Annotated in this window: 27 protein-coding genes; 15 read left to right on the top strand and 12 right to left on the bottom strand. The window is 68.4% G+C overall.

The features are described from left to right. Positions 1-110 precede the first annotated feature (110 nt). Positions 111-1,301, top strand: a complete 1,191-nt coding sequence (locus CRP45_RS21060) for a helix-turn-helix domain-containing protein (RefSeq protein WP_097246475.1) — start codon at positions 111-113, stop codon at positions 1,299-1,301. Positions 1,302-1,618: 317 nt separating this feature from the next. Here CRP45_RS21060 and CRP45_RS21055 read toward each other — a convergent pair whose 3' ends face one another. The 4 genes from CRP45_RS21055 to CRP45_RS21040 all read right to left on the bottom strand — a co-directional run bounded on the left by CRP45_RS21055 (position 1,619) and on the right by CRP45_RS21040 (position 5,475). Beyond that, the gene (locus CRP45_RS21055) at positions 1,619-2,296 is read right to left on the bottom strand and encodes a DUF1707 domain-containing protein (RefSeq protein ID WP_097246474.1); all 678 of its coding nucleotides are present in this window, start codon (positions 2,294-2,296) and stop codon (positions 1,619-1,621) included. Positions 2,297-2,379: 83 nt separating this feature from the next. After that, a complete protein-coding gene (locus tag CRP45_RS21050) occupies positions 2,380-3,012 on the bottom strand; it encodes a response regulator (RefSeq protein ID WP_067787012.1) in 633 nt (210 codons plus the stop codon). Between the two features lie 68 nt (positions 3,013-3,080). Then, positions 3,081-4,259, bottom strand: coding sequence for a MacS family sensor histidine kinase (gene macS, locus CRP45_RS21045; protein ID WP_097246473.1), 1,179 nt, complete (start codon positions 4,257-4,259; stop codon positions 3,081-3,083). Continuing rightward, positions 4,237-5,475: an AI-2E family transporter gene (locus CRP45_RS21040; protein WP_245910272.1), complete on the bottom strand. Its 1,239-nt coding sequence runs from the start codon at positions 5,473-5,475 to the stop codon at positions 4,237-4,239. Before CRP45_RS21040 ends, macS begins: the two co-directional genes overlap by 23 nt. Positions 5,476-5,596: 121 nt before the next feature. Here CRP45_RS21040 and CRP45_RS21035 point away from each other — a divergent pair, with 121 nt between their 5' ends. From CRP45_RS21035 to CRP45_RS21025, 3 genes are all read left to right on the top strand, one after another. Then, positions 5,597-7,117 (top strand): adenylate/guanylate cyclase domain-containing protein, encoded by a 1,521-nt coding sequence (locus CRP45_RS21035; RefSeq protein ID WP_179830967.1) that lies wholly within the window; start codon positions 5,597-5,599, stop codon positions 7,115-7,117. Between the two features lie 5 nt (positions 7,118-7,122). Beyond that, entirely contained in the window at positions 7,123-8,217 is a 1,095-nt protein-coding gene (locus CRP45_RS21030; protein WP_097246471.1) for a lysylphosphatidylglycerol synthase transmembrane domain-containing protein, read from the top strand. 117 nt (positions 8,218-8,334) lie between these two features. Next, complete coding sequence (locus CRP45_RS21025) at positions 8,335-8,694, top strand: DUF3054 domain-containing protein (protein ID WP_067786923.1); 360 nt, start codon at positions 8,335-8,337, stop codon at positions 8,692-8,694. Positions 8,695-8,755: 61 nt separating this feature from the next. On the opposite strand, the gene CRP45_RS21020 is transcribed toward CRP45_RS21025, so the two are convergent. Beyond that, a complete protein-coding gene (locus CRP45_RS21020) occupies positions 8,756-10,366 on the bottom strand; it encodes an NTF2-like N-terminal transpeptidase domain-containing protein (protein ID WP_245910271.1) in 1,611 nt (536 codons plus the stop codon). A 453-nt stretch (positions 10,367-10,819) separates the two neighbouring features. Here CRP45_RS21020 and CRP45_RS21015 point away from each other — a divergent pair, with 453 nt between their 5' ends. After that, positions 10,820-11,416: a hypothetical protein gene (locus CRP45_RS21015; protein ID WP_097246469.1), complete on the top strand. Its 597-nt coding sequence runs from the start codon at positions 10,820-10,822 to the stop codon at positions 11,414-11,416. 14 nt (positions 11,417-11,430) lie between these two features. Then, positions 11,431-11,868 (top strand): type II 3-dehydroquinate dehydratase, encoded by a 438-nt coding sequence (gene aroQ / locus CRP45_RS21010; RefSeq protein WP_097246468.1) that lies wholly within the window; start codon positions 11,431-11,433, stop codon positions 11,866-11,868. A gap of 194 nt (positions 11,869-12,062) precedes the next feature. Here aroQ and CRP45_RS21005 read toward each other — a convergent pair whose 3' ends face one another. Further along, on the bottom strand, positions 12,063-12,509 hold the full coding sequence (locus CRP45_RS21005; protein WP_067786917.1) for a nitroreductase/quinone reductase family protein: 447 nt from the start codon (positions 12,507-12,509) through the stop codon (positions 12,063-12,065). A gap of 731 nt (positions 12,510-13,240) precedes the next feature. Between CRP45_RS21005 and CRP45_RS21000 the strand changes: the two genes are divergently transcribed. From CRP45_RS21000 to CRP45_RS20990, 3 genes are read left to right on the top strand one after another with little or no spacing between them, the layout of a single operon-like run. Beyond that, positions 13,241-14,170, top strand: coding sequence for an ABC transporter ATP-binding protein (locus tag CRP45_RS21000; protein ID WP_067786915.1), 930 nt, complete (start codon positions 13,241-13,243; stop codon positions 14,168-14,170). Then, the gene (locus CRP45_RS20995; protein WP_097246467.1) at positions 14,167-15,018 is read left to right on the top strand and encodes an ABC transporter permease; all 852 of its coding nucleotides are present in this window, start codon (positions 14,167-14,169) and stop codon (positions 15,016-15,018) included. The genes CRP45_RS21000 and CRP45_RS20995 overlap by 4 nt, the downstream gene beginning before the upstream one ends. Beyond that, positions 15,008-15,250, top strand: a complete 243-nt coding sequence (locus CRP45_RS20990; protein WP_218841176.1) for a helix-turn-helix transcriptional regulator — start codon at positions 15,008-15,010, stop codon at positions 15,248-15,250. The genes CRP45_RS20995 and CRP45_RS20990 overlap by 11 nt, the downstream gene beginning before the upstream one ends. A 104-nt stretch (positions 15,251-15,354) precedes the next feature. Here the strand turns inward: CRP45_RS20990 and CRP45_RS20985 are convergent, their stop codons facing one another. Next, complete coding sequence (locus CRP45_RS20985; RefSeq protein ID WP_097246466.1) at positions 15,355-16,236, bottom strand: NAD(P)-dependent oxidoreductase; 882 nt, start codon at positions 16,234-16,236, stop codon at positions 15,355-15,357. A 138-nt stretch (positions 16,237-16,374) separates the two neighbouring features. Here CRP45_RS20985 and CRP45_RS20980 point away from each other — a divergent pair, with 138 nt between their 5' ends. After that, positions 16,375-16,728, top strand: coding sequence for a winged helix-turn-helix transcriptional regulator (locus CRP45_RS20980; RefSeq protein ID WP_067786908.1), 354 nt, complete (start codon positions 16,375-16,377; stop codon positions 16,726-16,728). 66 nt (positions 16,729-16,794) lie between these two features. Then, entirely contained in the window at positions 16,795-17,892 is a 1,098-nt protein-coding gene (locus CRP45_RS20975; protein ID WP_097246711.1) for a glycerate kinase, read from the top strand. 105 nt (positions 17,893-17,997) lie between these two features. Here CRP45_RS20975 and CRP45_RS20970 read toward each other — a convergent pair whose 3' ends face one another. Further along, positions 17,998-19,584 carry an alpha/beta hydrolase gene (locus CRP45_RS20970; protein WP_097246465.1) on the bottom strand — a complete coding sequence of 529 codons (1,587 nt, stop codon included), beginning with the start codon at positions 19,582-19,584 and terminating at the stop codon, positions 17,998-18,000. 160 nt (positions 19,585-19,744) lie between these two features. On the opposite strand from CRP45_RS20970, the gene CRP45_RS20965 reads away from it, so the two are divergent. Then, positions 19,745-20,056, top strand: a complete 312-nt coding sequence (locus CRP45_RS20965; RefSeq protein ID WP_067786903.1) for a GNAT family N-acetyltransferase — start codon at positions 19,745-19,747, stop codon at positions 20,054-20,056. 91 nt (positions 20,057-20,147) lie between these two features. On the opposite strand, the gene CRP45_RS20960 is transcribed toward CRP45_RS20965, so the two are convergent. Then, positions 20,148-20,909 (bottom strand): lysophospholipid acyltransferase family protein, encoded by a 762-nt coding sequence (locus CRP45_RS20960; RefSeq protein ID WP_097246464.1) that lies wholly within the window; start codon positions 20,907-20,909, stop codon positions 20,148-20,150. Positions 20,910-21,083: 174 nt separating this feature from the next. Here CRP45_RS20960 and CRP45_RS20955 point away from each other — a divergent pair, with 174 nt between their 5' ends. From CRP45_RS20955 to CRP45_RS20945, 3 genes are all read left to right on the top strand, one after another. After that, positions 21,084-21,728, top strand: coding sequence for a YqgE/AlgH family protein (locus CRP45_RS20955; protein ID WP_097246463.1), 645 nt, complete (start codon positions 21,084-21,086; stop codon positions 21,726-21,728). A 66-nt stretch (positions 21,729-21,794) separates the two neighbouring features. Then, positions 21,795-22,379 (top strand): sigma-70 family RNA polymerase sigma factor, encoded by a 585-nt coding sequence (locus tag CRP45_RS20950; protein ID WP_084483049.1) that lies wholly within the window; start codon positions 21,795-21,797, stop codon positions 22,377-22,379. Then, positions 22,376-23,080 (top strand): anti-sigma factor family protein, encoded by a 705-nt coding sequence (locus CRP45_RS20945; protein WP_097246462.1) that lies wholly within the window; start codon positions 22,376-22,378, stop codon positions 23,078-23,080. Before CRP45_RS20950 ends, CRP45_RS20945 begins: the two co-directional genes overlap by 4 nt. Here CRP45_RS20945 and CRP45_RS20940 read toward each other — a convergent pair. From CRP45_RS20940 to CRP45_RS20930, 3 genes are all read right to left on the bottom strand, one after another. Next, positions 23,064-24,257 carry a Cmx/CmrA family chloramphenicol efflux MFS transporter gene (locus CRP45_RS20940; protein WP_143861492.1) on the bottom strand — a complete coding sequence of 398 codons (1,194 nt, stop codon included), beginning with the start codon at positions 24,255-24,257 and terminating at the stop codon, positions 23,064-23,066. The genes CRP45_RS20945 and CRP45_RS20940 overlap by 17 nt on opposite strands. A gap of 343 nt (positions 24,258-24,600) precedes the next feature. Further along, positions 24,601-25,371 (bottom strand): ABC transporter permease, encoded by a 771-nt coding sequence (locus CRP45_RS20935; RefSeq protein WP_067786896.1) that lies wholly within the window; start codon positions 25,369-25,371, stop codon positions 24,601-24,603. Then, positions 25,368-26,345, bottom strand: a complete 978-nt coding sequence (locus tag CRP45_RS20930; RefSeq protein ID WP_097246460.1) for an ATP-binding cassette domain-containing protein — start codon at positions 26,343-26,345, stop codon at positions 25,368-25,370. Before CRP45_RS20930 ends, CRP45_RS20935 begins: the two co-directional genes overlap by 4 nt. Positions 26,346-26,353: the final 8 nt, after the last annotated feature.

Raw genomic sequence — 26,353 nt, 5'->3', positions numbered from 1 at the left:
ACGGTATTCCAACCAGAGGCAAACGAGTCGTACGTAATGTCCCACTTGGGATGAACTCGACGGGTTAGCGTCGTACCCTGAAACCCAGATGTAACAAAGGACTCGGGTACATGGACGATTCGTCGATCGGGGTGCGGATCCGGCGTTTTCGCGGCAAAGCGCTCACGCAGCGCCAGCTTGCCGACCAAGCCGGCGTCAGCGTGGATCTCGTGCGCAAGCTCGAGCAGGGCGGACGCCAGACAGCGTCCATCGCGAGCCTGCAGAAACTGGCCCGCGCGCTGGACGTGGACATCTCCGATCTGATCGGCAAGCGCCACGGGGTACCTTCCGGCAACCCGGACGCGGGCATCGTCGCCATCCGGCGCGCGTTGACCCCCGTTGACGACCTGCTCGGCGAGGTGCCCGAGGAAGAGGCCGTGAGCCTCGACGACGGCCGCCGCGCGGTCGACTACGCCTGGGGCGCGTACTGGGCGGGCCGCTACGAACTGCTCACCACGATCCTGCCCGCCAACCTCACCCAGCTGCGGGCGACCGTGCACGCCGCACGCAACGGCGCCGTCGCCCCGGCCAACGAGTTGCTGGCCCGCATGTGCTGGGTCACCGGCTGCACGCTGGTGCATCTCGGCCAGACCGATCCCGCGTTCCTCGCCATCCGCCAGGCGCTCGCCGCCGCCGAGCGCGGCAACGATCCGCTGCTGCTCGCGACCATCCGTGGCTCGGTGGCCTGGCAGCTGCTGGTGCAGGGCCGCTACGACGAATCGCGCCGGGTCGCGCTGCGCGCCGCGACGGAGCTGGAGCCCGCTGGCGAGGTGCCGCACGCGCACTTGTCCGCGTACGGTTCGCTCGTGTTGCAGGGCGCGACGGCGTCCGGCCGGGCCCAGGACGTACCGGAGGCGCTTTCGCTGATCGAGGCGGCGAGCGAGGTCGCGCTGCGCATCGGCACCGACCGCCAGGACTACGAAACCTATTTCGGCCCTTCGCAAGTCGTGATGCAGACGGTGGACGTGAACGTCTCGTCCGAACGCTATTCCGAGGCGCTGGCCGCGGCCGAGGAGATGCCGCCGAACAGCGGTCTGCCGCAAGCCTCGCGCGCACGCCACCTGGCCGACACCGCGGTCGCCCTGACCCGCACCGGCCAGCACCAGCGCGCACTGGACGCCCTGCTCAACGCCGAACGCGTCGGCGGGGTCGACTGGATCAAATACCAGTCCCTCCCCCGCCACATCGTCTCCGAACTCCTCGACCACGACCGCCGAGTTCCGTTGCGCGCCTTCGCCCGCCGCATTGGAGTAAACACCTGACCGTCTCCGCCGCCCGCGCGGCATTCGGTCGGTGTTCCCGCGAATCGCTGCCGGGCCGCTTCGTCCGGGCGGCTGCATGCCGCTGTCCAAACCTCGCCGCGTGGCCCGCTACCTGCGGCGGCGCGCTGTTCCCCCGAATTCGCCGCACGGCCGTCTCCGCGACGTATCCCCAGCCCATCGGGCGGCTTCGAAGCCAGGTGGGCGACCGAGCCGGGAAACTCGCCGCGCCCATTCGCCAGGTGTCCCAGCGGCTTTCGGTAACGAACTACGGCTGGGCATAGGACGGCGACGACCACCCGACGAGCCCGGCGCCCGGATCAGTGACCGAGCAGCTTGCGCCAATGCGCGATGAACGGGTGCTTCGCGGTGACCGAGCCGAAGCGGATGCTCCCGTGCACGACCAGGTGCAGTGGCCCGATCGGCGGCCCGGTGCGGACCTTGTTGTTCACGCTCGCGCCGATGAGGTCGAGGCCGTTCAGGTCGACGGTCGCCTCGGCGGGCACCACCAGGGTCAGCGAACTGCAGAAATCGTCGACGTTGACCTCCACCACCTGGGTCGACATCACCGCCTCGGTGAAATCGAGCGTCACGCCGGAGAACCAGTTGTTCAGGTGCAGCGAGGGCGCGACCTGCCACGGCCCGCGCCGAGTCACACCCGACATGCGGCTGCGGATCACGTTGCCCGCGGGGGTCGGCGGCATGGGCGGCCGCTTCGCGAACGAGGGCGTCGAGTTCACGAACGTGGTGGGCGGTGCGGCGGGCTGACCGATCATGCGCACGCCGGGCAGATCGATGAGTACGGCGTTCAGTTCGCCGCGGGTCTTGGCGGCGAGGGCGGTGTCCATCCGTTCGGTGAACTCGCCGAGCGAGAGCATCCCGAGCCCGACCGCCCGCTGTAGCAGCTGACCGACGTGCTCCCGTTCGGCGTCGGAGACGCGCAGATCCCGATCACCGACGGAGCCGACGCCATTGGATACCGATTCGGGTCCGCCCATGGCTTCGAGATTACCGAGATTCGGCGGGTCGCGGCATCAGGGCGTTCCCCGATCACGAGTCCTCCGTTGGTCGGATACCGCGCCTACTCGAGCCCCTGTTCGATCGCGTATCTGGTGAGCTCGACGCGGTTGGCCAGCTGCAACTTCCGCAAGGTCGCCTGCACGTGGTTCTCCACCGTGCGATGACTCAACCCGAGCCGCGATGCGATCTGCTTGGCGGACAACCCTTTCGCCACCATCCGCAACACCTCGGTCTCCCGCTCGGTGAGCGCGGGACGGTGCGGTTCGTCGGGCTCGGCGGGCGCGGTCGCCATGCGGCGGTATTCGCCGAGCACCAGCCCGGCCAGGCCGGGGGTGAACACCGGCTGACCGGCCGCCGTCGCGCGCACCGCCTCGATCAGTTCGGCCGCCGACGCGCTCTTGACCAGGTAACCGGAGGCCCCCGCCTTGATCGCGTCGAGCACGTCGTCGCGCTCTGCCGACGCGGAGAGCACAAGCACCCGGCTCTGCGGCGAGACGCGCAACACCTCGGCGGTGGCCGTCGCGCCGTTCCCGTCGGGCAGCTGCATGTCCATCAGCACGACGGCGGGTCGCACCGCCGCGGCGCGCCTGGTGGCCGAGCCGACGCCGTCCGCGGTCGCGACGACCTCGAATCCGGCCTCGGCGAGGTCGCGGGAGACGCCGTCGCGCCACATCGGGTGGTCGTCCACCACCATCACCGAAATGGTCTCGGCCGCACCGTCGGTCACCGCACCGCTCCTTTCGCCTCCTTCATCCTGCCAGGTCAGCGCGCATCGCGCGGCACGCGGAACTCCCATTCGACGCCTTCGCCCACGCTGCCCTCGGTGAGCAGTTCGGCGGTGCCGCCGAGCGCGGCGATGCGGCCGACGATCGACCGCGAAACCCCCATCCGCCCTTCGGCCTCCGCCTCGGCCAGCCTGCCCTGCGCGATGCCGACGCCGTCGTCGCGAACGCTGACGATCAGCTCGTCTCCGGTATCCTCCAGCAGCACATATGCTTTCGCGTCCGGTCCGGCGTGCAGCTCGACATTGGTCAAGGCCGTGGCGACGGCGGCGGCGAGTTCGCCCGCGGCCCAACGCCCCACCCGAACCGGCTCGCCCGGCGTGGACACGAAGATCTTCGGCGTCGCGTGCACGGTCAGCAGCGGACGCAGGTCCACCTCGGCGCCGCCCGCGTCCTCGCGCACGCCCTGCTCGGAGATCAGTACACGCAGCGCCACCTCCTGCTCCCCGGCGCGCAGCGCCAATTCCTCGGTGGCACCGCCGATTTCGCTGCCGCGCCGCTTGATGTAGCTGAGCACTTGGAGGACGCCGTCGTGCACTTCGCGGGCGAGCCGCTCGCGCTCCTCGGCGGCGGCGGTCAGGCGCACCGCGCGCTGCAACTGCTCCTGCGCGCGCCGGGCGGTGTTGGCGGCAAGCCCGAGCGCGAGGCCGACCGAGACGAGCACCGGCGCGGTCGCGTCGGCCCAGACGTCCTGGCCCCATTGGTCGCGCACGGTGATGATGACCGCGGCGATCATCAGCCCGGACGCGATGCCCGCGATCGGACCGCGCAAGATCGCCGCCGAGATCACCGCGTTGGCCGCCCACATGGTGGTCGGCAGGGTCTGGTGCCCGTGGTACCAGTCGTAGTCGGCGACGAGCCGGGTCGCGGCGATCAGACCGATCACCACGATGTGGTCGCCGATCACCACCCAGACCCGCACCTTGGCCACGTCGGCCACCTGCCACTGCGAGAGCATCAGCGCCGAAAGCCCCGACCACACCACCATCAGCGCGATGAACACCCAGCTCAGGCGCTGGTTCTGGTAGTAGGGGACCGACGCGATCTGCTGACCGACCGCGTACAGCAGCGTGACGAGCCGGAACGCCTGCACGGCCCGCCACAGCGGCGCGGTCGCCGCGTCGGCGGGACTGAGCTCAGCCGACGGGGTCCGGCTCATCGGTTCCGCCGTGCGAATTCGACCGCTTGGACCGCTCCGCCAACGTCGCCGCGACGTCGAACCGTCCGGGATCCGGGTGGTCCGGCTCCGCCGAATACAAGTGCGGCTCGGCGGTCTGGAGTTCGCCGAACGCCTCCTCGGGACGCTCGGCGAGCAACGATCGGATGGCCGTGTTCATCACCGCCACGGCCGGGACGGCGAGCAGGCCGCCCGCGATTCCGCCGAGCACAACGCCCGCCGCGATCGCGAGCACCACCGCAAGCGGATGGATGCTGACCGCGCGCCCGAGCAGCAGGGGTTGCAGCACGTGACTTTCCAGCTGCATGACCGCGATGATGATGCCGAGCACGATCAGCGCCGTCACCAGGCCCTTGGTGACCAGCGCGATGAACACCGCGATGGAACCGGCGAGGAACGCGCCGATGATCGGGATGAACGCGCTGATGAACACCAGCGAGGCAAGCGGAAGCGCCAAGGGCACCCCGAGTATCGCAAGGCCCGCGCCGATGCCGATGGCGTCGACGGCCGCGACCACCACCGTCGCGCGCACGAAGCCGACCAGCGATCCGAAGCCGAGCTGACCGGCCAGCCGGACCCGCTCCCGATGCTGGGTCGGCACGACGCGGGTGACGAACTCCCAGACTTGATCGCCCCCGTAGAGGAAGAAGATCAGGATGAACAGCGTGAGGAAGGTGCCGGTCAGGATGTGCCCGATCACCGTGGCCGTGGTGAGCGCGCCTGAGGTGAGACTGTCCTGGTTGGACTGGATGGCCTTGACGATGGCGTCGCCCGCGTTGCGGATCTGATCGTCGCTCAGGTGCGGCGGACCGTTGATCAACCAGTCCTGGACCCGGTGGATGCTGTCGGTGAATTCGTCGGACAGCTGCGGCACACCGGCGACGAACTGCTCGACGACGAAGGTCATGATGCCCGCGACCAGCCCGAGCGAGCCGACCAGCGAGACGAACACCCCCACCCACCTCGGCACGCCGAGCCGCTGCATCCAATCCACCAGCGGCGCGAGCAGCGCGGCGGCGAGCAGCGCGATCGCCATCGGAATGACGACGGTCGCCAGTCGCTGCACGATCATCGCCACGGCGATCACGGCGGCCAGGATGACCAGCAGTCGCCATGCCCACTCCGCGGTCTGCCGGACTATCGGGTGCACCGCATCCGCGGCGGAGTCCCGGCGCGGGCGTTCCTCGAGCTCGGTCACCTCGCTCAGGGTAACGGAGGTCGCCGACCAACTCCGCCCACCGGACAGCCGCACGTGGACGAATGATCGAAACGCTAGATTGGGGGGCGTGTCAGCGCCCTTGGAAGCGGTCAAACAGACCATGCGTACGCGCTGGCCGCTTTACCTGACATCGATGCTGTTGGCGAACGCCTTCGGCGCGGTGCTGGTGTGGGCGTTCATCCAGTACGGACTCCCCGTTCCGGAAGGCGAGGCGGCCGGCACCCGACGCACCGGTCTGCTCATCCCCGCCCTCGTCTTCATCGCAGGCGGCCTGCTCAGCCTCGCCGCCTCCGCATTGATGCTGCGCCCGGTCATGCGCTGGCAGATGCGCGGCGGACCGCCGAGCCGCCAGGAACAGATGGCCGCGCTGCACGCGCCGTTGCGCCAGGCGATCCTGCACCTGGCGCTGTGGTTGATCGGCGGCGCGGTGCTCGCCGGACTCATCATCTCCGACACGCCCGAGCTGGCAGGCGCGGTGATCGTCACCGAGTGCATGGCGGCGACCATCGTGTTCGGCTTCACCTACATGCTCGGCGAGCGCATCCTGCGACCGGTGGCCGCGCAGGCGTTGACCGAGGGCACCTTCGATCACACCCTGACGCCGGGCGTCGGCACCAGGATGGCGATGACCTGGGGCATGGGCACCTTCGCGCCAACCATCGCCATCGTGCTGCTGTGCGTCACCCAGATCTCCTCGGACGTGAAGTTCTCGGCGCAGTCGCTGGCGATCTCGATCCTGCTGCTGTGCGGCGTGGTGATCTCGCAGGCGCTCGCGCTGTCCATGCTCACCGGCTCGAGCATCTCCGACCCGGTGCGCCAGCTCAGCCAGGCCATCGACCGGGTGCAGGAAGGCGCCCGCGACGTGCAGGTCGAGGTGTTCGACGGCAGCGAGATCGGCCTGCTCCAGGTCGGCTTCAACCGGATGATGGAGGAGGCGGCCAAGCGGCGCCAGCTGCAAGAGCTGTTCGGCCAACACGTCGGCGAGGAGGTCGCGCAGCGCGCCCTCGACTACGGCACCGAGCTCGGCGGCGAGACCCGGTTCGTCGCGGTGCTGTTCGTGGACATGGTCGGCTCCACCGCGACCGCCGCCGAACGGCCGCCGACCGAAGTGGTGAGCCTGCTCAACGAGTTCTTCCGGATCGTGGTCGACGTGATCGACCGGCACCACGGGTTCGTCAACAAGTTCGTCGGCGACGCGGCGCTCGCCATCTTCGGTGCGCCGCTGGACCGGCCGGACGCGCCCACCGCGGCGCTCGCTGCCGGTCGCGAACTGCGCGAGGCGCTGCGCGAGGTGCCCGGCCTCGACATCGGCATCGGCGTGTCAGCCGGTCTCGCGGTCGCCGGAAATATCGGCGCCGCCAATCGTTTCGAATACACGGTGATCGGCGACCCGGTCAACGAGGCGTCCCGATTGACCGAATTGGCCAAAGATCAACCCGGCCGGGTGCTCGCCTCCGGCAGCGCGTTGTATTTCGCGGAGGAAAGCGAGCAGGAGTTCTGGATCGCGGGCGAGGAAGTTCAGCTGCGCGGTCGGCGCCGGAAAACGCGATTGGCCTGGCCGAAAGAGGGCGCCGACCCGCGCACCGATGCCGACGCCGAGACAATTCCTTCGCTAAGCTGACGCGCGTGACGGCCAACGGGGATCCAGCGGGCGAGCCTGCACCGCGAGCGTCCACCGTCGAGCAAGGCCGGCGCAAATTCTGGTGGGTCAAATGGTTGCTCGGCGCCGCGCTGCTGGCTTTGTTGATAGGCGAAGGCGTCTACCTGTGGCCGCGATTACACGAATCGTGGGAAAAACTCACCGAAATTCATTGGGGCTGGGTCGCTGCCTGTATCTGGTTGCAAGCGCTTTCCATGAGCGGATTCGGCCGGGTGCAGAAACAACTGCTGCACGCGGGCGGCGTCGATGTGAGTCAGCGCAAATCCGTGGCAGTCGTCTACGGCGCGACCGCGATGTCGGTGACATTGCCCGCGGGACAGGTCTTCTCCACCGCGTTCACCTATCGGCAGACCCGGCGTTGGGGCGCGAGTCCGATCGTCGCTTCCTGGCAGCTGGTGATCTCCGGGGTGATCGCCACCGCCGGGCTCGCGCTGCTCGCCGTCGCTGGTGCGCTGCTGGTCGGCAACCAGGTCGGGCCGCTCAAGCTCATCCTGTCGCTCGCCGCGGTGGCCGCGCTGATCTGGGCAGGCAACTACGTCTCGCGCAATCCCGGCTCGCTGGAGAAGGTGCTGCGACGGCTGCTCGCGCTGGTCAACCGGATCCGTAAACGGCCCGCCGACCAGGGGATGGCGAAGGTCGCCGAGATCCTCGCCCAGCTCGAGTCGGTGGACCTCGGCAAGCGCGACGGGGTCTGGGTGGCGGGCTGGGCGGTGGTGCACCGATTCGGCGACGTCGCCTGTCTCGGCGCGGCCTGCTACGCCGTCGGCGCCGAGCCGAAACTCGCCGGACTGCTCATCGCGTTCACCGCGGGCAAGGCCGTCGGCTCCATCCCGTTCGCTCCCGGCGGCATCGTCTACGTCGACGCGACACTGATCTACGGCCTCACCGCGGGCGCGGGCCTGCCCGCCGCCCAAGCGGTCGCCGCGGCGTTCGTCTACCGGATGGTCAGCTTCATCCTGGTCGCGATCGTCGGCTGGATCGTCTTCGCCTTCCTCTTCCGCACCCCGTCGGCCGACGAGGCCGACTACGAAAAGGAATTCGAAACGCGCCGCACGCTGTAAGTCGCCGCGTGACTGGACCTCCGCATTCGCCCCGGCCGCACGACGTGACTGGTCAGGGCAGGTCTCGGGGCGGTGTCAAGATCGAGATCGAAACGATGCCGCACTACGCTTGCGCGGGTGAAGAGACTGGCTCCGTTGGCGGTGGACGCGTTGTTGGTGATCCTGTTCTGCGTCATCGGACGGCGCAGTCACGACGAGGCGGTGATCGCGGGGCTGCTGAAGACGCTGTGGCCGTTCGCGATCGGATTGGCCATCGGATGGGTCCTCGCGCTGGTCGTCGCCGGTCGCGCGGGGCGTTTCGACGGGACCGTCCTGTGGCCGACCGGAGTCCTGATCTGGTTGTCCACGCTCATCGGCGGCATGGTGCTGCGGGTGATCAGCGGTCAGGGGACCGCGTTCAGCTTCGTGCTGGTCGCGGGGACGGTGCTCGCGTTGTTCCTGCTCGGTTGGCGCGCGGCGATCCGGGCACTGAACTGATCCGATCGTCCGAACCCTGCCGATCGACCCGCTCGGCACCCTGACGATCAGCGCCCGCCGATCACGGCTCCGGCGTCGCCAACGACTGCAACATCCTGGCCGCCATCCGTGCGGTGGCGTTCCCGCTGTCCACATCGTTGATGTGGATCGCGAATGCCAGATCGCCCATGTTGGCGATCAACCAGCCGTCCTCGCCCGCGGTCGCCGCGTAGGCGATCACCGGGTGCGGCCGCAACGGTGTCAGGTGCGGAGCCCCGGTGGCCTCGCGCAGCATGGTGCGCAGCCGTTCGGTCAGCTCGCCGCCCAACGGCGTCAGCTGCGCGTCGGTGCCTCCGGTGCGCGCGACCTCGATCTTCGGCGCGGGCACCTCGCCGCGCGCGATCGACGCCGCCGCGATCGCCATCCCGAACGGACTGGCCAACACCGCGTCCGACCCGCCGCCCTGGCGGACCTGCTCGGCGCTGCGCCCGGCGATGGCGAGCCGTCCGGTGACCTCGTCCAGCCCGGGTACCTGGAAATCGATGCCGATGCCGAGCCTGCTCGCGGCCTCCGCCGCTTCCTGCACCGACACGTCCTGCGGCGCCTTGCCATTGGTCGCCGCGGCGACCGCACGGAACAGCTCGATATTGCCGCCCACCGGATACAGACCGGTGAACGCGACCGGACCGTGCGCGCTGGCCTGGCTGTTCTGCGCGACCGCGACCACCGCGCCGCTGGACGGTTGGATCGCCACGATGGAGGCGGGCGTGCCGACGCTGACCACCGCGTCCTCGGCGGCGCGCTGCAACCGCTGGTCCATGGTGGCGACGATGTCCGGCCCCGGCGGACCCTGGTAACCAGCGACCTGGCTGATGAATCGCCCGTCCGGCTCGAAGATCTGCACGCCCCAGCCGGAGTGCTCCTCCTGGCTGGTTTCCCAGACCTTGCGCAGCGCGTCCAGCTGTGGCGACCAGACCCGGCGGTCCGAGGAGATCAGCCGCGGGTGCTTCTCCATCACCACGCCGGGAATCGGCGCCATGCGGGGTTCGAGGATCGCGAAATCTCCCTCGCGCAGGTTGACCGCGACGATCGGCTTGCCCTGCGAGGACGCCAGCTGCTGCATCAGCGATGGACCGGTGATCAGCGGCGCGACCGGCTCGATGGCCTTGGCCAGCGCGTCGGTGGAGGCGACCGGGTCTGGCATCCGCGTCGGGTCGAGCTTGATGACGTTGATGACCTGCTCGTGCATCAGCGGCGCGCCGACCATGTCGAGAACCCGCGGCGGCGGCTTCGGCGTGGTGCGCACCAGCTTCACGGTGCGGTTCCCTTGCAGCTGCGGCATCACGACCGACGGCTCCCAGGAGATCCGCCAGCCGATCGCCAGCTTGCGAACCGTGCCCTGGATGCTGTAGCTCCAGTTCTTGTTCTCGCCGAAGCTCCAGTCGACGTCCATGCTGAAGATCGCCGATTGCGCGTCCAGACCGATGAATTGGGTCTTCTCGTAGTCGACCTTGCCGGGAGCGAGACCCTCGAACATTTGCTTCAGCGTTGCGGAAGCGGCGTTCGGGTAGGAGGTGAGTTCCGATGCCTTCTTGTAGTCCTGCTGATCGAGGAGTTCGGTGAAGCGCTCGACAACGGCCGCGGGCTCATTGGGTTCCTCGCGAAACCCGCAGGAACCCAAGGTGACTGCCATAGCCGCCACCCCCGCGAGTGCCATTGCGCCCCGAACGCGAAAGCGGCGGGATCCCCACACATCCATATCGCCCACTCTTCACTCTTGTCACTCCAGCAACAAGACCACCGTACCTGAAATGAACCTGTTTGCGACGTCCCGGTGACCGGGCCGTTACCCACGCTCAGCATTGTCAATTGTGCCCGAAGACGAGTCTTCGAGGGGTCGATCGATAACGGTATCCAGTCACAAGGCGATAACCGGCGCCGCTACCGTACCGGCCGGAACGCGAACGCGGGCAAGAACCACCTACGTCGGTGAATCCGTCTCGAGTCGGGCCGCCCGACACAGTGCGATCTCCCCGGAGTACCCCCTCTCGACCCTGTTCACGCAGAGCGGAACCGCCGTGCCGTCTTGCGGCGTAATCTTGTAATCATTGAAAGCACTGCACCAGAGTAAGCCAGGTGACTCGCCATGAGAAACGAACATCGCGGACGAGGTTTCGGACGCCCAGGCGGTTGGCAGCAGGCCGATCTCCCCGACCCCGCCGACGTGCCCGACTGGTTCGCCGGGCGATTGCCAAGCGACTGGTTCGTCGGCAAACCGGTCATCGAAGTCGACCGCGACGAGATCGTGGTCATCGGTGAGCTGCCGCTGCCCAAGCCCGAACGCGCCGACGGCGAGGACACCGAAGCGCCCACCGAGAAGATCCCGACCGCGACGAAAGAGGGCGCCATCGCTCGCTTCCGCGAATCCACCCGCCCCGCGCGGATGCAGATCGCGGGCGAGGCCCAGCACCGCTACGCCCGCAATGTGGCGTGGGGCGTCTCGGTGGAGGGCGAGCGAATCATGTTCACCCAGCTCGCCGTTCCGGTCATGACGCGGCTGCGCCAGCCGGAACGCAAGGTCCTCGACACCCTTGTCGACTCCGGCGTCGCCCGTTCCCGCTCGGACGCGCTGGCCTGGACGGTGAAGCTGGCGGGCAAGCACGCCGAGGCGTGGCTCGAGGAGCTGCGCACCGCCATGCGCAAAGTGGACGACCTGCGATCGGAAGGTCCGAAGGGTCTGTGAATTAGGGTGACGGCATGGCCGACACCGCACCGATCCTGGTACTCAACGGGCCGAACCTGAACATGCTCGGCACCCGCCAGCCGGAGGTGTACGGTTCGGCCACGCTCGACGACGTGGTCGAACTGTGCGAGCGGACGGCGGCCAGGTTCGACAGAAAGATCGTCGCGTTCCAGTCCAATCACGAAGGGGCGCTGATCGATCGGATTCACCAGGCGCGGGGAGCCGAGTCGGGGATCGTGATCAATCCCGGCGGGTTGACCCACACCTCGGTGGCGTTGCGCGACGCGCTTGTCATTCCTGAGGTGCCGATCGTGGAGGTGCACATCAGCAATGTGCACGCGCGGGAGGAGTTTCGGCACCATTCCTTCATCTCGCCCATCGCGACGGCGGTGATCGCGGGAATGGGAATTCAGGGATACGCCGCGGCGATCGAATTCCTGGCGACTCGCTGAGATAGCGCCCCGCCCACAAAGGCTGGACGACCAACCGAAGGTCACCATTGATCGGCCCACCGCACCAAAGGTCACCCTCGGTCGGTTCACCGGTGCAAGCAGGTCGGGTGAATGAAGGTGACGTCCAGTCGGTCTGGCGGGATGGCGGTGGCATTCAGTCGGTTTCCGCGCCGACCATTCTGGCGAGTGCGGATTCAGGCGAGCCGGAAGACCGGGAAACCCGGTGCGATGGCGGCGAGTTCGGCGTCGGTGGCGTCCTTCGTGACGCCCTCGAAGAAGCGGTTGACTTCCCAGCCCCACTTCTCCAGGTACACCCGAAGCACCGGAACCTTGTCCGCGTCGGCGACCTCGGTGGCCGAGAACGCCTCGGTCTTGCGCCCGAGTCGCAACTCGCCCTCGCCCGCGACCCGCAGATTCCGCACCCACTGCGTGTGCCCGCGCGGGGCGACCAGGTAGCGGGTGCCGGTCTCGTCGACCAGCAGGTTCACCATCGTGGTCCGCCACTCCCCGCTCTTGCGGCCCCGGACGGCAAGCAGTCGCGACCCGGCGACGCTGATCCCCAGCTTGGGCAGCCAGTTGAAGACGCGGTTCATGAGGGGATCGAGGCCGGTGGGGGCGATGTAGCGGGTGCTGGCGTTCATGGTGACTCCTGTTGTGAGCGGTGCTCTCTGTTGAGAACAATGATCCACGCCGTCGGCCACGAAGTCAAGAGCACTGCTCTCATTTCTGCCTACCGCGCCCCCACCAGGGACTTCTCTCGGCCACTCGACTCCGCCACCGCTTTCACCGACGACTCCCACCACGCGCCTCGGGCCGCGCCACCGCGCACGGCCGCCCGACGACCCTCACCCTTCGGGAAGCGGAATCAGCTCTAGGTGCTCGGCCGCCGGACCTTCCGCGACTCCGCCGCGCCCGGACACCAACTCCACACCCCCGCCGTGCGAAACCAGCCATTTGCCGCACACGCAGCGCAAATAGCGAACGGAACGATGCGAGGACACGAGCATCGGCGAGGACCACGAGCAGGTGGGGCAGGTGTCAGGCATAGCCAACCCTGAATAACCAACGCCCATAAGGCAACGCCCCACGCCGCGCGGCCTCCGACTCGAGACCCGATCGGCTGGGACCTCGCCCGCCTCGGGCGAGCCCGAAAACGGAACGGATGGCGGGCCGATCACGCGGCTCGAACCTGTCGTGAGCGACGGCAATTGTGCACCAATCGCTTTCGGAATGACCGCCGAGGAGCGCGCGGCGAAGGCGGTATCGAGGAGCATCTGCCCGTCGCGGGCTGTCGAGCGGATTGAGCATTGTTCGGGCGAAATGTAGTAGGTATGCTACGAGCCATCCGGTCCACACAACGGGAGGGAATGCCATGACTGTGGGCGATGGCGTAGTAATCGACGTCGAGGGTCTGCGAATGCGCTACGGCGCGAAGGACGTCCTGCACGATGTCGGGTTTCAGGCGCGCCACGGCGAAGTCCTCGCGCTACTCGGCCCCAACGGCGCGGGCAAGACCACCACGATCGAAATCCTCGAAGGCTTCCGTATCCGTTCGGCGGGCCGGGTGCAGGTGCTCGGCGCCGATCCCGCGCACGGCGACGAGGCCTGGCGGGCACGCGTCGGCGTCGTCCTGCAATCCTGGCGCGATCACGGCAAATGGCGTGTGCGCGAACTGCTTTCCCATCTCGGCGGGTACTACGCGCCGTACGGAACCGAACGAATCCGCCGACCGTGGGACACCGACGAGCTCATCGCGGCCGTCGGCCTGACCGAACAGGCGGGCGCGAAGATCATGTCGCTGTCCGGCGGTCAGCGCCGCAGGCTCGACGTGGCCATCGGCATCGTCGGCCGCCCGGAACTGCTTTTCCTCGACGAGCCGACCGCAGGCTTCGATCCGCAGGCCCGTCGCGAATTCCACGATTTGGTACACCGTTTGGCCGACGACCAGCAGACCACCATCCTGCTCACCACCCACGACTTGGACGAGGCCGAGAAGCTGGCCGACCGCATCCTGATCCTGGCGGGCGGGCGGATCATCGCGGACGGCTCGGCCGACGAGCTCTCCCGCCGCATCGCAGGCGAGGCCGAGGTGCGCTGGACCCGTGACGACCAGCGCTTCGTGCACACCACCACCGAGTCGACCAAGTTCGTCTACGAGCTGTTCAAACAGTACGGCGAGGACATCGGCGAGCTGGAGGTGCGGCGCGCGTCGCTCGAGGACACGTATATGACACTGGTGCGACAGTTCGAATCCGGCGAGATGTCGAACGAGGTCCACGCCCTGGAGGAGGTGAAGCGATGAACCCGACGACGAACGCGGTCCGAGCGGGCTTGTCCCGCGGCGGGATCGAGCTCCGGCAATCGGTGACCAACGGCCAAGATCTGTTCGGCATGCTGTTCTGGCCGGTCATCATGGTCGTCGTGCTGTTCTTCATGCGCGACGCGAAGTTCGAGGCCAGCGGCTTCGAGCTCGGCTCCCTCGCGCTGCCGAGCATCCTGGGCATGCTGGTCGCCTTCAACGGGATCTTCGGCATCGGCCAGCTGCTCAGCATGGAGCGCGAGGACGGAACGCTGTTGCGCGCCAAGGCGACTCCGAACGGCATGGTGGGCTACCTGGTCGGCAAGGTGGTCACGGTGTCGGGCTGGGTGCTCGTGCCGTTCGTGATCGTGCTGATTCCGGGGTTGTTCCTGGTGGGCGGCACCGAGCTGAACACCGTCGGCGCGTGGCTTTCGCTGATCGGCGTCGTGCTGCTCGGCATGTTGGCGACGCTGCCCATCGGCGCGTGCATCGGTTCGCTGTTCGTCAGCCCGCGCGGCGTCGGATTCGCCTCCATGCCCATCATGGGACTCGTTGCGGTGTCGGGCATTTTCTACCCGATCACCTCGATGCCCGGCTGGGTGCAGGGCCTCGCCCAGTGCTTCCCGGTGTACTGGCTCGGCCTCGGCATGCGCGCGGCGATGCTGCCGGACGAGGCCGCGGCGGTCGAGCTGGGCGGTTCCTGGCGTCACTTGGAAACCATTGCGGTGCTTGGCATCTGGGCCGCCGCCGGTTTCCTCGTCGCGCCGATCCTGTTGCGCAGGATGGCGCGCAGGGAATCGAGTTCCAGCGTCGCCGCCCGCCGCGAGAAGGCCATGCAGCGTGCCTACTGAGGTCATCTACAACCGGATCGCCATGCTTCGCGCCGAGCGCGGCATCTCCCGGCGCGAGCTGGCGGAGGCGCTCGGCGTGCACTACCAGACGATCGGCTACCTCGAACGCGGCGAATACAGCCCAAGCCTCCACCTCGCGCTTCGAATCGCCCAGTACTTCGAGGTAGCGGTGGAGGTCGTCTTCTCCACCACCCCCTTCCCCCGCCTCGGCTCCCAATCCGAAACCGCTTGAACCCAGGCGTTCCCACAGACCGCGTATACGCCTCACAAAGGCGGTGCCTATGTGAGGCGCATACAGGGTGTGTGTGAACTGCTTTGGGACGGTCACCGAGTGGTTCAGCCCTGGCGGTCGCCCAGCATGAGTTCGTAGGTGGAGACCGCCTTGCCGCGCTCCTCGCTGGCGGCGATCGCCTTGCGCCAGAAGGACTGGGCGGTGTGCGAGAAGGTGGCGTCGACGCCGACCTCCTCGCTGGCGTCGATGATGTGCTGCGCGCCCGCGTCCATCATCTTCAGGCTGGCCAGGTCGGCCCAGCCGCCCGCCTGATTGGCGACGGAGAACTGCTCCATGAAGTACGGGTACGCCTCGCTGGAGCGCACCGCGAACGGCACGAACTGGGCGACGTCGTGGCCGGACTTCGTGATCATGGCGGTGGCCTGGTCGAAGGCGAGCAGCCACGGATGGAAGACGGTGAGCAGCGCCTGGTAGAAGATCTGCGCCAGACCGTCGTCCGCGCCGAGGTACTCCTGCGGGCTCAGCGGGCGCAGCAGCTCGGCGTGCGCGTCGAACACCTCGCGCGGACCGCTGTAGAAGATGTAGGACGCCGGGTGGGTGATGTTGTCGCCGGCCGACATCACGCCGCCGGAGATGAACTGCGCGCCGCGCTCACGCACCCACGCCGCGCCCGCGCGGGCCTTCTCCGGCGAATCGGACGACAAGTTGGCGATCACCTTGCCCGCCAGCCGGTCCTCGGCCTGGCCGAGCACGTCGTACATGGCGGTGTAGTGGGTCAGGCTGAGCACAGTCACCTCGTTGGCGTCGAGCGCCTCGGCGACCGTCGCGGCCCGCTTGGCGCCGAGTTCGACCATCGCGTCGACCTTGGCGGTGCTGCGGTTCCAGACGGTCACCTCGACGCCCGCGTCGAGGAACGCCCGCACCATCGACTGGCCCATCGGGCCGAGACCGACGACGGATACGGAACGGGTGGACTGCTCGGACATTGTGTGCCCCTTCGGTTCTGGTTCTGCTGGTTCGCGGCGCCGGTACCGATGGTCGTCTGTGCAGGTAGAGTCGACAAGACCGTACGTCGAGGTGGGGATACTTACCTCGAGGTCCGAAATATGGTCAGGAGGTCGGCGATGAACGGCAACAGTGGCGTAGATCACGATGCGTGCGGCATGTCGGTCGCCATCGACGTCGTCGGCGGGAAGTGGAAGCTGCACCTGATGTGGGTGCTCGGCGCGGGACCGCAGCGCTTCGGCGAGATCAGGCGGCTGCTCCAGGGTGTGAGCGAGAAGGTCCTCGCCGAGAATCTGCGGCAGATGGAGGCCAGCGGTGTCGTGCATCGCGAGGTGTTCCCGGAGATTCCCCCGCGCGTCGAGTACTCGCTGACCCCGATCGGCCACGAGCTCGCGGTGGCGCTGCGGCCACTCGAGGAGTGGGGCGACAAGCACCGGGTGGAACTGCTGGGGAACCTGGCGTCGGTCGGGTGAGGGGTGAATCAGCCCGGCTTACCAGTGCGAACCGATATCGGTACCGGCAGCGGACGAAACGGCCACGTGCTGCTCGCGCCTGACAAGTTCAAGGGTTCGCTGACCGCGTCCGAGGTAGCGGCCGCGTTGGCCGCTGGGATCGCCTCGGTGCGGCCGGATGCGGAGATACGACGGGTTCCGGTCGCCGACGGTGGTGACGGAACCGTTGACGCGTTCGTCGCCGCGGGGTGGGAACGGGTCGAGACGATCGCGCCGGGGCCGACGGGAGTGCCCGCGGCCGCCGCCTACGCGAGGCGAGGGGATACGGCGGTCGTGGAGCTGGCCGAGGTCGTCGGACTGGTGAAACTTCCCGGCGGGCGATTCGATCCGCTCGGCGCGGGGACGGAGGGGCTCGGCGTCGTCATCGCGGACGCGCTCGACCGCGGTGCGACGCACATCGTGCTCGGCTTGGGCGGCAGCGCATCCACCGACGGCGGCGCGGGTCTGCTGCGCACTCTCGGCGTCCGGGTGCTCGATGGCGACGGACACGAATTACCCTCGGGCGGAGGCAGTTTGGTGCGCGCCGCGCATGTCGATCGCGCCGCCCTGCACCCGAAAGCCGCCGCGGCTCGATTCACACTCGCCTGCGACGTGGACAATCCGCTCCTCGGCCCGAAGGGCGCGGTCGCGGTATATGGCCCGCAAAAGGGCGCCGACGCGGATCAGCAGACGATTCTCGAAGCGGCGCTGACCAATTGGGCGAACCTCGTCGGCCCTGAGTTCGCCGAACTTCCGGGGGCGGGCGCGGCGGGCGGCACCGGCTTCGGCGCCCTCGCCGTACTCGGCGCCGAGGTGCGCAGCGGTATCGAGGTACTACTCGAACTCCTCGACTTCCCGGCCCTGCTCCGCGACGCGTCCCTAGTCGTGACGGGCGAAGGCTCCCTCGACGCCCAAAGCCTGCACGGCAAGGCGCCCATCGGCGTCTGCCGCGCGGCGCGCGCCGCTGGAGTGCCGGTCGTCGCGGTAGCCGGTCGCGTCGAACTGTCCCCGGAAGCCCTCCGGGCCGCGGGCTTCACCACCTGCTACCCGCTGAGCGACCTCCAACCCGACCCGGCGCGTTCCATAGCGGACGCCGCCCAGCTGCTCGAACGAATCGGCGCACGCATCGCAGAACACGAACTCTGAGATCGGCGATCGACCCCGGTCCTCACAGAGGGTCCACACGCTTCACAAGGCTCACAACCTCTCCGAAGCGTGTGGAGGGGTTGCGAAGGGGCGCTGCTCGGCGCGTCATCGGGTCGGCAACGGGGCTTGGTCGGCGTGGGTGACGGTGACCTGGCCGGTGCGCAAGTAGGTGAGCACCGCGTCGTCGACCGCGGGGTTTCCGCGGCCGAAGGTGCCGTGGTCGCCGCCCTCGACCGTGACCAGCGAACCCTGGAGCGCTCGCGCCATCGCCGGTCCGCCTTCGTACGGCGTGAGTGCGTCGTGGCGGCTTTGCAGCACAAGGGGTTTGGTGCGCAGGCCGATGCCGGTGAGCGGGACGGGGTCGGCGATCGGGCGCCACGATCCGCAGCTGAGGCCGGCGCGGACCAGGTCGGCGCGGGCGTCCATGGCGTTGCCGCCGGAGGCGATGGTGCCGATGGCGGCGCCGATCAGTTCCGGGCGGCCGGGCACCGCGTTCTCGTTGCAGGTGATGGCGGAGAAGACGAAGCGGCCGGTCGGGTCGGTGGCGGTGGCGCCCTCGATGGCGAGCAGCCGCTGCACGTTCGCCGGATCGCCGTTGGCGTCGGACATCGCCCGCGCGAAGGTCGGCCAGAAGGAGCGGGTGTAGGTAGCCACCGCGGTCGCACCGACCAGCGGAACCTGGGCGGAGCCGCCGCCGGATATCAAGGTGCGCACCAGGTTTTGCAGTTTGCCGCCCTGCTCCATCGTGCCGTTGTAACCGTCGCGGGCGAGCTCGGCCAGCGGTTCGGGCAGTTCGCCGGGCAGATCGGCCACACTCGCGGGCGGCGGTGTCAGGTTGGCGTACCAGCCGCCGCCCTGCGCGGAGACCAGCCGCACCCAGTTCTGGTAGACGCGCAAAGCCGTGTCACCGAGCCGGTATTCGCCGTTGTGCTCGGCGATCCAGGCGAACAGGTCGTCGAGGCGCTGCTTGCCCGCGGCTTGCTGCTGGGCGAACTCCTCGGTCCACACCCAGTCGGGGTGCACATTCGAGTCAAGCACCATCCGCTCCACGCGGTCCGGGAACAGCGAGGCGTAGACGGCGCCGAGATAGGTCCCGTACGAGGTGCCGAGGTAGCTGATCCGCTCGATGCCGAGCGCGGCGCGCACCGCCTCCATGTCGCGGGCGGTGTTCTCGGTGGTGATCGTGTCCAGATAGCCGGGCTGTGCCGCGTCGCAGGCCTTCTTGATTTCGTCGCGGCTGCCGCCGCCGATCGAAACCTGTTGGCCCTCTGCGTTTTCCGTTTTCGACACGCAGCGCAGCGGAGTAGCCCAGCGCAGGCCGCGCGGCTGCACCGCGATGCGGTCGTAGTGGGCGTTCAGCTCGGCGGGCATCACCTCGATCCGCTGCGCCCAGTAGGCGAGACTGTCCGCGCCGGGACCGCCGGGGTTGGTGAAGACGACGCCGTGTCGTTCACCGGTGGCGGCGATCCGGCTGACGGTGAGATCGATACGCGCGCCGTCGGGTTCGGCGTGGTTCATCGGCACACTGATCACCGCGCACTGCACACCGGCGCCTTCGGGCACCGAGCCGTCCGGGCAGGAGCCGAAAGCCGGTGTGGGAGCGGCGTCGGCGAGACCCGTCAGCACCGAACCGCCGAGCATGCCCGCCGCGGCGAGGGCCGTGGCCACCCGTGAAATACGCGTCCTCATCATGTTTTCGCACCTCCGCCGGGCCACGGCTCTCGGGGAGCGCGCGACGCGACCAAGAGCATTCTGCTCAGGCCGCGACCGGGTAGACAAGTCGAACAGGCTATTTCACACCGGGATCCGCTGCGATGTCTCGCTATGGGGCGCACCGGAGTAGCGTCGAACCATGTCGACCGAGGTCCGCAACAACACCGCCATGGAACGATTCGAGATCTACGTCGACGGTGCGATCGCCGGGTACGCCGAGTATCAGGACACCGCGTCCGAGCGCGCGTTCGTGCACACCGAGATCTACCCCAGCTACGAACGCCAGGGCTACGCCACGCAACTGGTCGGCACCGCGCTGGCGGGCACCCGCCGCGAGGGCTTCGGCGTACTGCCGATGTGCCCGCGGGTGCAGCACTTCGTGCAGACGCATCCCGAGTACATCGCTGCGGTACCGCACTGGGCCAGACAGCGCTTGGGCTTGCCGCAGTAGGCGAAGCGACTCCGGTCCAACGAACACGCAGGCAGCTAACCCCCGCACCGATGCGCGATGCAGGCCCCGGCCTCGCGCTCACACGGGCACGTCAGTAATTCGCGACCGCCCCATCGAGCGCCAGTTGCAGATCCGCGCGCACCAGCCGCGCGATGTCGGCGGGCTTGTTCGGCAGATCGGTGATCGGCGGCTGGAAGTAGAAGCTGGCCGACTTGGCCTCTTCCCTGGTCGGCTCGATCTTCGGATCGGGGCGGGGACCGTAGCTGAGGCCGAGGCTGACCAGCGTCGGATGCACGCCGAGCTTCATGGCGCGGAACGCGATGTGCCCGATGCCGCTGCCGACGGCCTGCACCTGGGTGGGGTCGACGTCGTTGCACGTGCCCTCGGGGAAGACGGCGATGTGGTCGCCGCGCGCCAGCCGTTCGGCGCAGATGTCCATCATCCGCTGACCCGCGGCGTTCACCGCCCTGATGCCGTGGTCCTTGCCGCGGAACACCGGGATGCCGCCCATCATGTCCACCTTGCGCCGCTGGTCGGGATCGATGAACAGCTCGTCCTTGGCCAGCACCCGCACCTTGCCGATGACCGAGCGCAGCGGACTACGCCAGGCCGCCGCCGCCACGGTGTACGGATCGTTCTGCGACAGGTGGTTGATCGCGAAGATGATCGGCTTTCCGCTCTTGGTCAGCGCCCGCACCGCGTCCTTCGCGCGCTCGGCGTAGCTGATCCTCGGATGGTAACGGCGTCCCAGAAGGGCGTACGCGGCCATCGCTTTCAGCCGGTTCTGCCGGTGATCGCGGTAGTAGTCGTAGACGCTGTCACAGTTCTCGAGGACGACCTCGGGCGGTTCCATACCGCCGACTCTACGACGTCGCCGGGTATGCGACACATCGGGCGGGAGAGAGATAGCGCACGCGGGCAAACCGACTCAGACAGTCGCATCGCCGAACGTCGCCGAGTGAACTTCGGCCGAAATCCAGGGGCCTGGAAACGAGCACTCGGGCGCACAAACTGCGATGATGTCCGGGTGGCACGCGGAGACGACCCGGATGATCGGAAAACTCACGGCGGGCACGGTGACCGTCGCCGGCGCGATTTCCGGCGCGGCGAGCAGGCGGTGCGCGCGGGCACCCTACTGCTGGCTGCGACGGACCTGGTCGAGCCGACCTTCCGAAGAACCGTCGTATACATCATCGAGCACAACGACTCCGGAAGTCTCGGGGTCGTGCTCAACCGCCCCACCGACACCGCGGTGCACGACGTGCTGCCGCGCTGGGCGGACCTGGCGACCACACCGCGCACGCTGTTCAGCGGCGGACCGGTGAAACGCGACGCCGCCCTGTGCCTCGGCACCCTGAAGGCGGGCGCCACCACCGCCGGGGTACCCGGTCTGCGCCGCATCGACGGCCGCGTGGTGCTCGTCGATCTCGACGCCGACCCCGATCGCATCGGACCGCTCGTCGAGGGCCTGCGCATCTTCGCGGGCTATTCCGGCTGGACCTTCGGACAGCTCGAGGGCGAACTGGAGAACGAGGACTGGATCGTCCTTTCGGCGCTCTCCTCCGACCCGATCAGCACCGGCCGCTCCGATCTCTGGGCGCACGTTCTGCGCCGCCAGCCGCTCCCGCTCTCGCTGCTGGCCACGCACCCGATTGAACTGGAACGCAACTGAGCACGTGTACTCCTCGAACGAGAAGGAGTCCGCACCGTGAAACGCACGAACTGACCCGGTGAGCGCATGGGTATCCCACCGGGCACGCCGGATCAGCCCCGGCCCACCGACGCGTCCGCCGCGCAGCGCGGCGCCGCGGGCGGGCCGGACGACCAGGCCGAGCTGATGCGCGTGCTGTATCAGGAGCACGCGCCCGCGCTCTGGCGCTACACCCTCGGCCTGGTGCACGACGCAGGACGCGCCGAGGACATCGTGCAGGAAACGCTGCTACGGGCGTGGCAGCGCCCGAACGTGCTCGATCAGCAGACGATGTCGGCGCGCGCGTGGCTGTTCACGGTCGCCCGCAACCTGGTCGTCGACGAGCACCGCAGCGCACGCAATCGCCGGGAGTTCCGCACCGACAACCCGCCCGAACAACCCGCACCCGATCAGGCCGATCGGACGCTGGACGGCTGGCTGGTCGCCGACGCGCTTGCTCGGCTGAGTACCGATCACCGCGAGGTGATCGTGCGGGCCTACTATCGCGGCCTTTCGACCCACCAGATCGCGGCCGAACTGGAGATTCCCCCCGGCACGGTGAAATCGCGCATGCATTACGGTATGCGGGCGCTGCGGCTTGCGTTGCACGAAATGGGGGTGACGAACCGATGATGGACATCGCCGACGACTACACGACGTGGGACGCGCCCTACGTGCTCGGCTCCCTCACCGGCAGCGAGCGCCGCGAATACGAGGAGCATCTGGCGCGCTGCGCCGACTGCCGCGCCTCCGTCGCCGAGCTCGCCGGACTGCCCGGCATGCTCGCGCTGGTGCCGACCGACACCGCGCTCGGCATGATCGGCGACGGTGCCGCACCCGAGGCGCCACCTTCGGTGCCCGACCTGCTGCCGAAACTGGCCGCCGCGGAACAGCGGCGCAGGCGACGCGGCCGGTGGGCGGCGTTCGGCGGAGCGGTCGCTGCCGCCGCCGCGGCCGTCGCGATCGCCATCCCGGTGCTCGACACCTCGACCGTGACGGAGCCGCCGGTGGCCGAGCAGGTGATCGCCGAGCGGTCGATGTCCCCGCTGGAGCCGACCCCGATCTCGGCCGATTTCAAGCTGATGGCCGACGGCGACCGCGCCCGCATCGTGATGAGCTGCACCTACGGACCGAGCGACCTGCGCTACACCTACAAGTACACGCTGCTCGTGACCGGCACCGACGGCAAGCAACTCGAGCTCGACGAGTGGCCCGCGGGGCCCGGCACCGTGCTGACCGTGGACCGCACCATCGACATGGCGCCCGAACAGGTGCAGCGGGTGGAGATCAAGTCGTCCGCGACCAACAAGGTGATTCTCACCGGGACGGTGTGAGCGCGTCGACCGAGGTTGCGCTTTCGCGGTTCCGGCCGACCGAGACAACGGCCGCCGCGGCGATGACGAAAGCCGTGCTGCACCACAGGGCCCCGGTCGGCTGCTCGGTGCGGTCGACGATCAGACCGGCCGTGACCGGCCCGAGTACCGCGCCCATGTTGAAGGCCGTCGTCGCCAGCGCGCCCGCTATGCGTGGCGCGCGCGGTGCGGCCGTCTGCACGATCGTCGCGATCAAGGTCGACCCGACACCGAACGCGACCGCGCCCGCCACGACCGACATGATCACGATGCCGGTCAGCGTGTGTGCGGTCAGGGCGGCGAGCAGCCAGACTCCCACGAGAACGACCGTGCCGGTGGTGACGATCCGCGTGCGGTGCCGGTCGCTGTAGCGGCCGGTGAGCGTCACCCCGGCGAACGAGCCGATGCCGAACAAGGCCAGCACGACCGGAATCCACCGCCCACCGGTCTCGGTGACATCGGCGGTGATCGTGCCCAAATAGGTGAATCCGGCGAAAGTGGCGGCGTTGACCAGGATTCCGGTCAGAACGGCCGCGCCGACCGTTCGGCTGCCCATCACCGTCCACTCGCGGCGCATGAACTGCCCTCGCACCTCGGACCGGTCGCCGTCCCGTACGTCGCGCGGGATCATCGCCCAGACCGGCGCGATCGTCGCCGCGCCGACGATGGCGACGGCCCAGAACGCCGAACGCCACCCCCACGCCTGGCCGAGCAGCGTGCCCGCGGGCACACCTGCGATGCAGGCCACCGTCACCCCCGACACCACCACCGAGGTCGCGCGCCCGATCATCGCCGGACCGACCCACCGCGGCAGCGCGGCCAGCACCACGGCCAGGAATCCCGCATTGGCGACCGCCGCGAGAACCCGCGTCACCAGCAGCACCGCGAAATCCGTCGTGACCGCACCGACGACATGGACGACACAGAACAGACCCACGAACGCGGTGACCGAGTACCGGACGGGCAACCGTCCGATCACCATCGCCATTGTCGGCGCCCCGAGCACCATCCCCGCGGCGTACAGCGAGGTCAGCAAGCCTGCGGAACCGAGCGAGACGCCGACGTCGGCGGCGATCTGCTCCAGCAACCCCGAAACCATGAACTCGGACGTGCCCTGCGCGAAAACCGCGACGGCCAGCACGAAAATCACAATCGGCATGAAGAGACAACTCCCCGGATACAGGGCGCCACAGCCACGGCGCCCGAGATGGTTGCCGAATCGGGCGACACCCGTCGGCAGGAAACCAACGTCATCCGGCGTCGCGAGATAACCGAATCCGCCGGTCGCCCAGCGGAACAACACTCACAACGCCGCCCAGCCCACAGGCCGGGCGGCTACCGTTCGGAGGCCTCCGGGGAATTCACGCCGTCACCATAACAATCGCGTTCGCTAGCGCACGAATGAATTTCCTCGCAGACGCGCACCACGCCTCGCGGAGGTGGCAACTCCGCGAGGCGTGGAGACGGTCTGTTCGAGTCGGCGACTTTGCCGCGCGGTCGGTTCAGGCGGACTGTTTGCGGAACAGCGACGTCGACCAGAGGTAGCCGACCAGGCCGAGGCCGACGCACCAGGCGAGCGCGATGATGCCGTTGTTGCCGATCTCGGTGCCCATCAGCAGGCCGCGCAGCGTCTCGGTCAGCGGGGTGAACGGCTGGTACTCGGCGAACTGGCGCATGCCGACCGGCATGGTGTCGGTGGCGACCAGACCGCTGCCCAGGAACGGCATCATCACCAGTGGGAACGGCAGGTTGCTCGCGCTCTCCGGATTGGGCGCGATCAGGCCGAGCGCCACCCCGAGCCAGGAGAACGCGAACATCACCAGCGCGAACAGGCCGAACACGGCCACCCATTCCACCGGGTTGGCGTTGGGCCGGAAACCGATGAGCAGCGCTACCGCGACCATGATCACGACGCCGATGAGCGCCTGGATCAGCGCGCCGATGACATGCCCCGCCAGCATCGAGGGCTGGAAGATCGCCATGGTGCGAAGGCGATTCACGATGCCCTTGGTTTTGTCGGATGCGACGGAGACAGACACCGCGACCGTCAGATACGCCGGGAGCATCAGCATCATGCCCGGGGTCAGGTAATCGATGTAGTTGCCGCCCGAGGACTTCTCCAGCGCGCCGCCGAACACGAAGTTGAACACCAGCATGAGGATCACCGGCATGACAACAACGCTGAAGGTCATGCTGGGATAGCGCTTGGCGTGCAGCAGGTTTCGGCGCAGCATGGTCACCGAATCGGTGAGCGCGAACGAGGTTGTGCTCATCGCACGATCTCCTTCTCGGCGGTCGGGTGCCCGGTGAGGGCGAGGAAGACGTCGTCCAGGTTGGGGGTGTGCACGGAGAGGCCTTCGACCTCGATGCGCGCGTCGTCGAGCAGATCCAGTACGGAGCGCAGCGATTTCACGCCGCCGTCGCTCGGCACGGCGAGGGTCAGCTCCTCGTCGCCGAGGCCGTCCAGCACGCGCGCGGTCTCGCCGAGCACGTCCGCCGCAGCGGAAAGCTCAGCGGCGGTGACGAATTCGAGACGGATGTGTCCGCCGGGCACCAGCTTCTTCAGTTCGGCGGCGGTGCCCTCGGCGACGATGCGGCCGCCGTCCAGCACGGCGATCCGGTCGGCGAGCTGATCGGCCTCCTCCAGGTACTGGGTGGTGAGGAAGACGGTCACGCTGTAGTCGTCGACCAGCGCGCGAATGATCTCCCACATCGAGCGCCTGCTGCGCGGGTCGAGACCGGTGGTCGGTTCGTCGAGGAAGATGACGCGCGGGTCGCCGACCAGCGTCATCGCCAGGTCGAGTCGCCGCACCATGCCGCCGGAGTAGGTCGCGGCCGTCTTGTCGGCGGCCTCCACCAGGTCGAAGCGAGCCAGCAGGTCGTCGGCGAGGCGCTTGCCGTCCCGCCGCGGCAGATGGTGCAGATCCGCCATGAGCAGCAGGTTCTCCCGGCCGGTCAGTAGTTCGTCCACCGCAGAGAACTGTCCGGTCACGCCGATCACCGACCGCACGTCGTCGCGCTCGGCGGCGAGATCGTGACCGCCGACCCGGATTTCACCGGAGTCGGCGCCGATCAGCGTGGTGAGGATCTGCACGGTCGTGGTCTTGCCCGCGCCGTTCGGCCCGAGCAGCGAGAAGATGGTCCCTTCCGGCACGGTGAGATCGATGCCGTCGAGCACCACGTGCTCACCGTACGATTTGCACAGGCCGAACGCCGAGATCGCCGGCGCACGATGACCGTTGATCATGGTGGTCC

Origin of the sequence: Nocardia amikacinitolerans (assembly GCF_900215415.1) — a bacterium.
Classification (GTDB): Bacteria; Actinomycetota; Actinomycetes; order Mycobacteriales; family Mycobacteriaceae; genus Nocardia; species Nocardia amikacinitolerans.
The sequence above is the reverse complement of the archived record's forward strand: the minus strand, read 5'-3'. Positions and strand labels throughout refer to the sequence as shown.

Bases quoted from the DNA above. Each gene is read 5' to 3' on its own strand.
- CRP45_RS20980 (WP_067786908.1), top strand. From the start codon at position 16,375: ATGAACGGCAACAGTGGCGTAGATCACGATGCGTGCGGCATGTCGGTC.
- CRP45_RS20940 (WP_143861492.1), bottom strand. From the start codon at position 24,257: ATGCCGATTGTGATTTTCGTGCTGGCCGTCGCGGTTTTCGCGCAGGGC.
- CRP45_RS20930 (WP_097246460.1), bottom strand. From the start codon at position 26,345: ATGATCAACGGTCATCGTGCGCCGGCGATCTCGGCGTTCGGCCTGTGC.
- CRP45_RS20970 (WP_097246465.1), bottom strand. From the start codon at position 19,584: ATGATGAGGACGCGTATTTCACGGGTGGCCACGGCCCTCGCCGCGGCG.
- CRP45_RS20965 (WP_067786903.1), top strand. From the start codon at position 19,745: ATGTCGACCGAGGTCCGCAACAACACCGCCATGGAACGATTCGAGATC.
- CRP45_RS21050 (WP_067787012.1), bottom strand. From the start codon at position 3,012: ATGGTGGTGGACGACCACCCGATGTGGCGCGACGGCGTCTCCCGCGAC.
- CRP45_RS21000 (WP_067786915.1), top strand. From the start codon at position 13,241: ATGACTGTGGGCGATGGCGTAGTAATCGACGTCGAGGGTCTGCGAATG.
- CRP45_RS20985 (WP_097246466.1), bottom strand. From the start codon at position 16,236: ATGTCCGAGCAGTCCACCCGTTCCGTATCCGTCGTCGGTCTCGGCCCG.
- macS (WP_097246473.1), bottom strand. From the start codon at position 4,259: ATGAGCCGGACCCCGTCGGCTGAGCTCAGTCCCGCCGACGCGGCGACC.
- CRP45_RS20935 (WP_067786896.1), bottom strand. From the start codon at position 25,371: ATGAGCACAACCTCGTTCGCGCTCACCGATTCGGTGACCATGCTGCGC.
- CRP45_RS21035 (WP_179830967.1), top strand. From the start codon at position 5,597: ATGCGTACGCGCTGGCCGCTTTACCTGACATCGATGCTGTTGGCGAAC.
- CRP45_RS20960 (WP_097246464.1), bottom strand. From the start codon at position 20,909: ATGGAACCGCCCGAGGTCGTCCTCGAGAACTGTGACAGCGTCTACGAC.
- aroQ (WP_097246468.1), top strand. From the start codon at position 11,431: ATGGCCGACACCGCACCGATCCTGGTACTCAACGGGCCGAACCTGAAC.
- CRP45_RS20950 (WP_084483049.1), top strand. From the start codon at position 21,795: ATGGGTATCCCACCGGGCACGCCGGATCAGCCCCGGCCCACCGACGCG.
- CRP45_RS20945 (WP_097246462.1), top strand. From the start codon at position 22,376: ATGATGGACATCGCCGACGACTACACGACGTGGGACGCGCCCTACGTG.
- CRP45_RS20995 (WP_097246467.1), top strand. From the start codon at position 14,167: ATGAACCCGACGACGAACGCGGTCCGAGCGGGCTTGTCCCGCGGCGGG.
- CRP45_RS21005 (WP_067786917.1), bottom strand. From the start codon at position 12,509: ATGAACGCCAGCACCCGCTACATCGCCCCCACCGGCCTCGATCCCCTC.
- CRP45_RS21060 (WP_097246475.1), top strand. From the start codon at position 111: ATGGACGATTCGTCGATCGGGGTGCGGATCCGGCGTTTTCGCGGCAAA.
- CRP45_RS21055 (WP_097246474.1), bottom strand. From the start codon at position 2,296: ATGGGCGGACCCGAATCGGTATCCAATGGCGTCGGCTCCGTCGGTGAT.
- CRP45_RS21015 (WP_097246469.1), top strand. From the start codon at position 10,820: ATGAGAAACGAACATCGCGGACGAGGTTTCGGACGCCCAGGCGGTTGG.
- CRP45_RS21020 (WP_245910271.1), bottom strand. From the start codon at position 10,366: ATGGCAGTCACCTTGGGTTCCTGCGGGTTTCGCGAGGAACCCAATGAG.